The sequence below is a fragment of the Thiohalocapsa sp. genome (assembly GCF_019695415.1).
Classification (GTDB): domain Bacteria; phylum Pseudomonadota; class Gammaproteobacteria; order Chromatiales; family Chromatiaceae; genus Thiohalocapsa.
This window is the reverse complement of the sequence record NZ_JAIFKJ010000404.1, coordinates 1-2,559: the sequence shown is the minus strand read 5'-3', so window position 1 is coordinate 2,559 and position 2,559 is coordinate 1. Positions and strand designations below refer to the sequence as shown.

General features: G+C 65.1%; 3 protein-coding genes. 1 reads left to right on the top strand and 2 read right to left on the bottom strand.

The window, feature by feature from the left end:
* Positions 1–268: polyhydroxyalkanoic acid system family protein (locus I6U14_RS11530; RefSeq protein ID WP_296899469.1), on the bottom strand; the 268-nt coding region annotated here is incomplete at its 3' end.
* A 229-nt stretch (positions 269–497) separates the two neighbouring features.
* Positions 498–1,238: a transposase gene (locus I6U14_RS11525; protein ID WP_296899468.1), complete on the bottom strand. Its 741-nt coding sequence runs from the start codon at positions 1,236–1,238 to the stop codon at positions 498–500.
* A gap of 136 nt (positions 1,239–1,374) precedes the next feature.
* Here I6U14_RS11525 and prfB point away from each other — a divergent pair.
* Positions 1,375–2,473, top strand: a protein-coding gene (gene prfB, locus I6U14_RS11520; RefSeq protein ID WP_296899466.1) for a peptide chain release factor 2 whose coding sequence is annotated in 2 segments (ribosomal slippage) — positions 1,375–1,449 and positions 1,451–2,473 — 1,098 coding nt in all. Because the reading frame shifts where the segments join, the coding sequence is not laid out codon by codon here.
* Positions 2,474–2,559 lie beyond the last annotated feature (86 nt).

The following is a 2,559-nucleotide window of genomic DNA, read 5'->3' as shown; positions in this document are numbered from 1 at the left end:
GGGTCTCGTCGACCTTTGCGGCGATCTGCTGCTCGATTTGGCCCTTCATCGCTGAGAGCAACAGGCCTAGGCGAACGGTGAGGTCGAGCGCCTCCTCGCTGACGATGATGTGGCCGGAGATGCCGGAGCGCGCGAAGCTGAGCGTGTCGCCGTCCCAAGCGTAATCGGCGCCGAATTCGCTCTCAACGCGCTGCGCAATGCGCTCCACTTCCGCCCTCGCTTCTTCCAGCGATAGCGTATGACGGCGGACGATGTGGATCTTGGACATGCCTTCGGCCTCCTCGACGGTGCGGTCCCGTGGCTTTGATGTGCTCCGGGCGCACAGAGCCCTGCCTGCGCCTGCCTATGTGCGTTCTGTGACGTCCAGCGGCCCCGCTGATGCCTTTTCTCTTCCTCGAGCCTCGCCCCTCGAAACTCGCGACGCTCCGCTATATTACAGATCGAGGGCCTGCGCTGCCCAAGGCAGGACCGCAGCGGTCGAACACGAGCTCCCTCGGTCAGGCGCCGTTGCCGGCGCTGGCGCGACGCTCTGTCTGGGAGCGGCGGAAGGCATCCGAGCGGCGATCCCCGCCACGCGGTTGCGGGCGGGTACGGCGGTTGAGCTTGCCCTCCACCTCGCGGCAGAAGACGTCATCGCCGAGTACCCAGGCTTTATTCGTGGCATCCCGCACCCGCTGCAGGAACGCCGGATCCGCTGGAGCCCGAGACGCCTCGGCATAGGCCGCGCAGCGCTCCTGCGGGGTGGCGCCGAGCGCTAGGTAGACGGCGTGTGGCTCCACGAGCTCGTCATCAATCCCGAGGGCGTTGGCGCCGTGGCTGGACCAGTCGTAGGCAGCGGGTTCCTGCACCAATCCGGCGCGCACTGGGTTCCGCTCGATGTAATGGCTCACTGGCAGGAGGAAGTCATCCGGGTCCAAGAGGGTGGCCCGGTAGCGGCCGTCCCAGAGGGTGCCGGTGCGCCCATAGCGCTGGTTCGCGTGCTGCACATAGTAGCGGCCCGTGTACTGCATCAGCTTGCCGATGCCGCCGGCTTGCTCCGGCGTCAGCAGCAGATGGAAGTGATTGGGCATCAGCACGTAAGCATGCACAGAGCAGCGGAATTTCTGTGCCGCATCCCGCAATGTCGTCCACAAGACCCAGTAGTCGTCCTCGTCGTGAAGGATGGTCGCCCGGTTGTTGCCACGCTGAATGACGTGCTGCGGGTAACCCGGGAGGATGAATCGCGGTAGCCTGGCCATGGCGCGCCTCCTGCCGTTTGCTGCTCGTGTTTCCAGTATAGACAAACAGTGGATTGCGTCTCCGTTGGCCACATGCGTCTGCTGAACCACATCCTGATGCGCTATAGTTAGCGGTTTTCTCGACCGGAACTCGGCCATGCAAGACATCAACCCGATCCGCGCGCAGATCGCTGACCTCCAGGGACGCCTTGAGTCCCTGAGGGGGTACCTTTGACTACGCGGGCAAGCAAGAGCGCCTGACGGAGGTCCTGCGGGAGCTCGAAGACCCAGAGATTTGGAGCGACCCGGAGCGGGCGCAAAGCCTGGGGCGGGAGCGCGTGGCGCTCGAAGGGGTTGTACTCGGCATGGACGAGCTCACCGCCGGGCTCGGCGACGCCGACGACCTGCTGGAGATGGCGGCCGAAGAGGCCGATGCTGACACCGTGGAAGCCGTGGCCGCGGACCTGGCAGGCTTCGAGCAGCGCGTCGGCGAGTTGGAATTCCGCCGCATGTTCTCGGGCGAGATGGATAGTGCCAATGCCTTCTTGGACATCCAGGCCGGCTCCGGCGGCACCGAGGCGCAGGACTGGGCCGAGATGCTGCTGCGCATGTACCTGCGCTGGGCCGAGCAGCATGGGTTCAAGACCGAGCTGATGGAGGTCTCGCCGGGCGACGTCGCGGGCATCAAGTCCGCCACCATTGCGGTGCAGGGGGACCACGCCTTCGGTTGGCTGCGCACCGAGACCGGCGTGCACCGACTGGTGCGCAAGTCGCCCTTCGACTCCGGAAACCGCCGTCACACCTCGTTTGCGGCCGTGTTCGTGTCGCCGGAGATCGACGACTCGGTGGAAGTCGACATCAACCCCGCGGACCTGCGGATCGATGTGTACCGTGCCTCCGGCGCTGGCGGCCAGCACGTCAACCGAACCGAGTCTGCCGTGCGCATCACGCACAATCCGACGGGCATCGTGGTGCAGTGTCAGAACGACCGCTCGCAGCACAAGAATAAGGACCAGGCCATGAAGCAGCTCAAGGCCAAACTGTACGAGCTGGAGATGCAAAAGCGACGCGACTCCGCCCAGGCCGTTGAGGACAGCAAGGCGGACATTGGCTGGGGCAGCCAGATCCGCTCTTACGTGCTCGACCAGTCTCGCATCAAAGACCTGCGCACCAGTGTCGAGACCGGCAACACCCAAGCGGTGCTGGACGGCGCGCTGGATCAGTTCATCGAGGCGAGCCTGAAGTCCGGGCTATGACTGACTGAGGAGCGAGGAGCGAGGAAGGACCACCTGGGTGCTCGTGACGCGATGCTGAGCACTCGCCCCTCGCAGCTCGTCCCTAG

Coding starts and splice junctions, on each gene's coding strand:
- I6U14_RS11525 (WP_296899468.1), bottom strand. CDS start 1,238: ATGGCCAGGCTACCGCGATTCATCCTCCCGGGTTACCCGCAGCACGTC.